Origin of the sequence: Lepagella muris (assembly GCF_004793975.1) — a bacterium.
Lineage (GTDB): Bacteria > Bacteroidota > Bacteroidia > Bacteroidales > Muribaculaceae > Lepagella > Lepagella muris.
In genome coordinates this window covers 82639-89712 of the sequence record NZ_SRYB01000020.1, presented here as the reverse complement: position 1 = coordinate 89712, position 7074 = coordinate 82639, and the positions used below count along the sequence as shown (strand labels likewise).

The following is a 7074-nucleotide window of genomic DNA, read 5'->3' as shown; positions in this document are numbered from 1 at the left end:
GAAAGAAATACCTCTTATATTGCCGCAGATACCCCATCATGAAACGGAAGGAACGCTTCTCTCCATTCCTATCATGGTCATGCCGGTAAAATTTTTCCGTCGGTTCCAATTGCATCACAATTCCGCTTGGACCGTCATCCGTCCGATTGCTTATCCAATGACTTTCCAACTCATTCCGGGAGTAGTCTATCAGACCTTTCCCGGGGTCAGCCACTCTGTAGCGTCCTCCATTTCTGGAAATGTCATAGAGCACCACAAAATGATTCTGGTTCCAATGCAGTATGCAGGGTAACTTGATTTCCACAAGTTCATCTGTGGTCGCTGCGAAAGTCGAGGTTTCCAGTCCCACACATCCGGCACCTTCGGCTATGCCGAGCATCGAGACCCCTGCCACGTTTGCATGGCAGAACCCGTCAAGATATTCGAGGCTGTAACACTTGCCGTAATGCCGGCATATCATCGCAAGACATGCCACTCCGCACTGCATGGAGTCATGCTGCCTGATCCATTTGATTGCTTTTGAACGAAACAGATTCATCATTTTTTCAGATATATGGATATCAGGAACTCGCGTCCACGGAGCTGGCTTGATCGTTCAACCTGTGATAGGGTACCGTAGGTGGTGTAGCTGTAGCTGCGCCGGTTGAGGAGGTTTGTCACGGATGCTGATATTTCGAGCCGTTTGCTGATGTTGAAAGTCAGCTTTGTGTCGAGCATCAGCATCTCCTTGTAGCGTCCGGATTCAATCTGGTTGCGGTAGAACTCCCCTCCGGTGGTCCATGTCAGCAGGCTGCATGGGGTCAGGGTGATGTTGCCTGAATAGATGAAGTTGTCGGAGCTGCGGCTGTCCATGCCGGAGATCCTCATCATCGACTTGTCCCATGAGAAACGGAGTGTCCAGTTCAGTAGGTATGAGATGTTGCCGATCAGGGATGGTGACAGCAGGAATGAGTCGTTGGTGTAGTCGGTCATCACCCCCTGCGACAGCATGCTGTTATCCGTCCTCCGGTAGTTGCCCTGCAGCCTCACCGACCCGCGTATGAAGTCAAGGGTCTTGCTGAAGTTGAGCATAGCCATCGCATTGCGTGATTTCGAGGGCATCTCCCTGTAGGAATGAATGATGTAGTCACCGGCGATATTCTGCACGGTACCGAATTTCGACCTGTTCCAACCGTAGTTGCCCATTGCGGAGAGGAATACCCCCGCCTGTGAGTTGCGGTAAGAGTATGATGCAGCCACCGACTGCCCCGACGATGTGTAGTAGTCATCAATTCCTGATGAGAATGAGCGGTAGTCGGTCATGATCGATGAGTCATGTATGTTGTGCAGTGATGCCGGGGAGCGTCGTGCGGACCCGCGCAGGGTGAGTGCCATCCTCGGTGTGAACCGGAACTTTACCGACAGCGACGGGGATATGAAGAGTTCCGTCCTGTCCTGAAGCCCACCGGAGAAGAAATAGGAATACATGTTGAGCGGCACGTTCAGCATCAGTTCAAGTTTGCGGTAGCCCCATTCCAGTTTAGGGGCGGCGAACACACGCATGTAGTTTGTGGTCAGCTGCTCCCCATCGGCTATATTCGGGCTTTCGATTCCCCATATATCGGTGTCAAGATTCCGGAAATATCCGGATATGCCTGCATTCAGTGAGAGGTGCAGCCCGCTGAACACGAATCCGAGAGCGGCACGTTCATCCGTGTAGAAAGCATGCTGCCTGATACGTTCCCCGTACTCCCTGCCGTCATGGTTGACGGTCAACCTTTCGGGCAGAGAGTTCCACTCGTTGCGGCTTGTGAATGTCACGAGCCTGTTGCCGAACCGTCTGATTCCCTTCAGGAGGTTGCTCACGGAATACTCCGGCATCCTCGCGGTCTGGGTGTTTGCGAGCGTGCCCGTGGTGTTGAGCGTCATGTCGTTCCACGATACGTCAGCCGACAGGGTATTGTTGAGGAAATATGCCCGTTGGTTTACCTCGTATGAGAACTTCCCGGTCAGGGCATTGCGGTGGGAGAGGGAGTTCCTGTCCTCAAGGATCACCCTGTCTCCCGATTCGAGGAGATACGTCGTCCTGCTCTCCCCTTGGGCGGTCACCCGGTCATTGCTGTAGTCCACCTGTGCCTTGAACTCACCGTCATGCCGTGTCTTTACCAGATGGCTTGACGACACCATCCACGACCTGTTTAGGAAGCTCCTTTTCCTTTGCAGGTTCGGGGTTGACGGAGGTGCCAGGGAGATGTACCCCTGCATTGACTCGTCTGGCCTTTCCGCCGTGAAGTCCGCCAACTGCCCGGATAGGTTGTCGCCGGTGTTGTTCCCCTTGAAAGTGGTTATCATCTGGTACCTTCCTGTCACCATCATCGTGAATATATCCCCATACCATAATCCCCCCTCCGGCTGCTGCGACCAACCTCCGGCAAGCGTTCCGTGGACGAGGAATGTTGCCTTCGCCCTGTTCTTGAGCCTGAGGTTTATCGCCGCGCGGTCGGAGAAGCTGAGTCCTCGGAGCACCTGCATCGGCTGATGGTTCTCCATCACCTCGACGGCACCGATATCCTCATGTGATATGCCGTTTGTGGCGATCCCGTATTTGCCTCCGAGGAGGTCATTCCCCTCGATATAGAACTTGTTTATGTCAGTGCCCTGATACTGTATCTTCCCGTTGTTCGCCACATCGATGCCCGGCATACGTTTCAGCACGTCGCCTATTGTCTTGTCCTGCTTCTGGGCGAAGCTGCCTACATTGTATGTGATGGTATCCCCATTTTCCCGGATACGGTCTCCCTTTACAACCACTTCCTGTAGCTGCAACGCACCCTCTTCCATTATAATGGTAAGAGGAGTGTCATCAACTCTTATTTTTGTAGAGAATGGTTTGTAGCCAATCATTGTGGAGCTTATGTACAGGCTGTCGGCAGACTCATTAATCTTTATGGAGAACTTTCCCTCCTCATCAGATAAAGAGAATCCGATAAGTTTGCCATTGAGATTCTTTGCCATGACATTTGCTCCCACAATGGATTTGCCGGAAACGGATTCTGACACGTTACCTTTGATAACAGTCTGCGACATGATGGTAGAACAGTTTACAAGGAGTATGTATAATGCAAGCAGATATTTCATTTCGTTTTATTGTGAGGATAGTCGGTTTCTTCGAAATCGTATCTCTTGTCCTGTGTGCTATCAGTCCTGACAGCCATATTGGAAATTCCGTAAGCTGCCTGTATTTTCTCTTTTATGTTTGACTTCTGTGCACTGTATCTATGGATCAATCCCTTTATGCGGTCTTTTATTATAAGTCTGTCTCTATAATTATAATACTCTACCAATCCTGGTTTGTCTGTATTGATTTCGACAGCATCATAGCAGTATTCTTTTTTATTGTCATACGCTTTCAGAATGATGCCGGGCAATCCTATAAGTTTCCAAGGACCCTCAGGTATTGCTATCTCCGGAGAAAAGAATGCAGTCCATCTTCTTCCTCTATATTGAGATGATGCCATTACGCAGTCATAACCCAATATATTGATTATTGAGTCTTGTATTTCCCACTGAGGTTTCTCAATATCTTCATTCAATTGCCAGTTTGACAGATCATATCTTTGATGTACTGTCTGAAGGTTCTTATCATATTCTCGGAAAATAGCCTCGTTCTCCAGTCCCGCTAAATTTTTAGACAATTCCGGATCTTTAAAACTTCTTAAAAGATATTCTGGATTATCTTGCATTTCTAAGTCAGTCCTATTCTCTTCTGAATAAAAAGCACTGGCACGGTCGCCTGCAAACAGAGATAAGATGTCATTCTTGAATCGTTTGTTTGGACACAACGTGTCAAGCACCATTATGCGCTCGTAAACTATTTTAATTCTTGCAGTGTCGATTACATGCACCTCTCTTGTCTTAGCCGGTGAGTAAAGGGTAGACAGAAAGGATAACACAATAAGCAATTTTCTTATCATAAAATAAAATGTTAAAGAATGCAGCAGGCTTATATAAATATGGAAGCCTGCTGCATTACCATAAATACTCAATTATTTCATGCAATGAGCCTCCCAGGCATCAGCCCATCGATTCCATTGCTCGTCAGTAAAAGTGTGACCATCTGTATTGGCAAATTTTTGAAGGTCTGCACAATTTATTTGAGTTGCTCCTCCCATGAGATTCATCAAACTTATAATGTCAATCTTTTTCATGATAAGTAACTAAAAATAGTTGTATTATTATCTTCTTGTACGCGAGACGTATTAGCGTTTGCAGGTCGTTTCAATGCCTGCTTCTCGGAATATAATGATATCATTTTAGTCTTATTCGTGAGGATAGTCGGTCTCCTCAAAATCATAATTTTTAGGAGTATGTCTAACTTTTTTTATATCTAAACCGTATGCAGCCTGTATCTTTTTTGAGATATCTTCAGAAAGACATTTTCTTCGGTATTGTAGCCCTTTTCGACGGTCTTTTATCTTAATTCGATTTCGCTTCATTTGAAATTCAACTATCCCCACATTCCTTGTGAATAGTTCTGTCGCCTCATAAGAGTAATGATTTTTGGAATCCGATGCCTTTAGTATAATACCCGGCAGACCGCATAACTTCCATGGACCCTCCTTAATCGGAATTTCCGGTGTGAAAAATGCTGTCCAAATGCGCCCTCGGAAATTTGCCTTGGCCATTACACACTCATAGTTAAGAATAGTACAAACACTGTCACATATAACCCATTCCGGACGTTCGATACTCTCTACAAGTTCCCAATTGGTCAGATCATATCTTTGATGATCAATAGTGAGATTTTGCGTATAATTACGGTAGACTATGTTATACTCTAATCCGGCAATTGAATTGTGCCAGTTCCGATCTAAGAAGTAATTAATTATATTCCCTTTTTCTGACGCTATTGTTTTCCACCATTCCCAAAGTTTTTCTGAGTAAAAGATGCTCAGATTAGAATTGGCTTTTAAAATGAGATTCTCTTCAATGGAGTTTCCCATTGGGTTAATGGTATCTGTTGCCATAGTTCGACGATAGACAACTTTTATTAAAGCAGAATCATTATTCTCAACATAATCATAGCAAAATCCTTCGAAACAAGAGCAACTGAAAAGAATACCTACAATTAATCGTATTACACAATGGTAAAATGATAATGACGATATATTATGATAACTTAATATTCGCATTGATTATCTTCCATAATAAATTAATATATTGAGAGTGTTTGGTAATTAGGATGTCCAGTTTAATATCCCAAATTTTGGATTGACTTTCTTTCGTAGACAACTTGAAATAAATGTCATATATCCTAAGATAAATCAAGTTTGGATTTTGAGTCCAAATTTTGATATATTATTGAAATTTGTTATATCAAAATGAACATCCTATTAAGTAATCTTTTAAAAATTTGTGAAAGTTATGTTTGCAAAACGCATCAAACCATCATCAATTCTTAAGAGATAGTTACCAATCTCGCTTGCATGGACGTTTTGAATCTTTGGTTCAAGCATGCGACCATAAATTTTCAGAATATGGTGTCTTAATATGACTGGTTACTTCTCATTTATTAGCTGCCTAAGCAGAACATATCAAAAGCATCACACCAAATACTCCAATCAAACTCCTCTAAAAGTTCCGGATGGTTCTGAATCTCATTGGCTATATACTGCACATCTCTACATTTCTCCGGGTTGGCCCAGCCTCCGGTCAAGGAGATGAGTTGAAGTTTAGAAATCTCTTTCATACTGTTGTGTTTTAGGGTTGAAATTGAAAATTTGTCGCATCATAACGCGTTGCGACTTACGTTTGCAGGTTGTTTTGCAACCTGCTTTTGAAAATGATATCATTTTAGAGTAGCTACTTTGTCAGTAATTATATATTCCAAATCTGAGGAAGTGTAAATGGATGACAATAATCTGTCATTCAGAATAATTTTGGGAAATCCTGAAATATTCATTCCTAAGATCAGTATATTGAAACTCTTTTTGATTTCAGAAATTTTGGTATTCCCTGTATTCAGATCAGATGATGGTAAGTTCGGAACTTTACCGCCGCCCCATACCGATAATTCTTTGAATAAGTCATTCTTGTCAGATAGATATTTTTGAATCCACCTGTCAATTACTTGTGAATCCTTTTTTGAGGTTGCCCCAAGCACTATATCCCATCGGAATCTCAATCCGGTTTTCAGTAATGGGATAAATTCTGCAACAACCTTACGGCAATGGTTGCATCCCGGTGAGATTACGGTTGTCACCCTGATTGGAGAATTTTTATCCCCAAACCATATTGGCGATTCAATTGTCTTTATTGGAGTGCTTTCCAATGAAATTATCTCTTCCCGACGTTTTAGCCTCAGCAACGCCATCTCCTCAACAGCATGTTCATTATTTTTTGAGCGATAGTCTGAGATGAGCCTTAATGTAAGTGCCGTAATCAGGAATATTCCGGACCAGAGTACACATATCTTTATATTTATGGAATACCGGGACATACTTATAAACATGGCAGCCTCTGCGGCAACACAGGCAGCAACAAGGATACACAACGGACATATCTTGCCGACCTTGAACTGACCATAGACTGAATATCCAATCATCGGAAGTATTGCAGCAGCGGAGATGGAATATAAGGAACTTAGATTTCCGGATATTTCCATCAATACCGTGATTGTGGAGGCTGCCAGTTGGGACAGGAAGAATGCTAAAGCCAGACAATTCATCTTGAATCCTACAACAGAACTGTAAGAAGACTTATCCACACGTTCGCAATCTGTAGCAGTCGATATGTTGCATAGCCTGTCAATCATCCCCCCTAAAGGCATATCCGATTTCATATAGAGACAGCAGCTTATTACGAAACCTAAAATCATAGGGATGTAATAGATTGCAGCCATCTTATCATGATGGAGAGAAATGGCTGCAAGTAGGGATATTCCAAATATGATCAGGATAAAAATCCCAAATTGCCAACCATTGGATTCTCTTGTCTGTCGGTCGTTCGTGTATATCACCACCCCATTCCAGAAACGTTCCACATCCGCTCTATCCGTTATATCCCATCGCTTGTTTTTCAGATTATAAGTTTTCA

At 43.8% G+C, this 7074-nt stretch carries 7 protein-coding genes; all 7 read right to left on the bottom strand.

The window, feature by feature from the left end; translation table 11 throughout:
• Positions 1–541 (bottom strand): cysteine peptidase family C39 domain-containing protein (locus E5331_RS13265; RefSeq protein ID WP_275441208.1); only part of this gene is annotated, 541 nt, incomplete at its 3' end.
• Complete coding sequence (locus E5331_RS13260; RefSeq protein ID WP_136013261.1) at positions 538–3117, bottom strand: carboxypeptidase-like regulatory domain-containing protein; 2580 nt, start codon at positions 3115–3117, stop codon at positions 538–540. The genes E5331_RS13265 and E5331_RS13260, both read right to left, overlap by 4 nt.
• The gene (locus E5331_RS13255) at positions 3114–3953 is read right to left on the bottom strand and encodes a GLPGLI family protein (protein WP_123483393.1); all 840 of its coding nucleotides are present in this window, start codon (positions 3951–3953) and stop codon (positions 3114–3116) included. The genes E5331_RS13260 and E5331_RS13255 overlap by 4 nt, the downstream gene beginning before the upstream one ends.
• Before the next feature lie 72 nt (positions 3954–4025).
• Positions 4026–4187, bottom strand: a complete 162-nt coding sequence (locus E5331_RS20415) for a hypothetical protein (protein ID WP_168355235.1) — start codon at positions 4185–4187, stop codon at positions 4026–4028.
• Positions 4188–4298: 111 nt separating this feature from the next.
• Positions 4299–5171, bottom strand: coding sequence for a GLPGLI family protein (locus E5331_RS13250; RefSeq protein WP_123483392.1), 873 nt, complete (start codon positions 5169–5171; stop codon positions 4299–4301).
• A gap of 380 nt (positions 5172–5551) precedes the next feature.
• Positions 5552–5728 (bottom strand): hypothetical protein, encoded by a 177-nt coding sequence (locus tag E5331_RS20410; protein ID WP_168355234.1) that lies wholly within the window; start codon positions 5726–5728, stop codon positions 5552–5554.
• 99 nt (positions 5729–5827) lie between these two features.
• Positions 5828–7021 (bottom strand): vitamin K epoxide reductase family protein, encoded by a 1194-nt coding sequence (locus tag E5331_RS13245; RefSeq protein ID WP_136013260.1) that lies wholly within the window; start codon positions 7019–7021, stop codon positions 5828–5830.
• Positions 7022–7074: the final 53 nt, after the last annotated feature.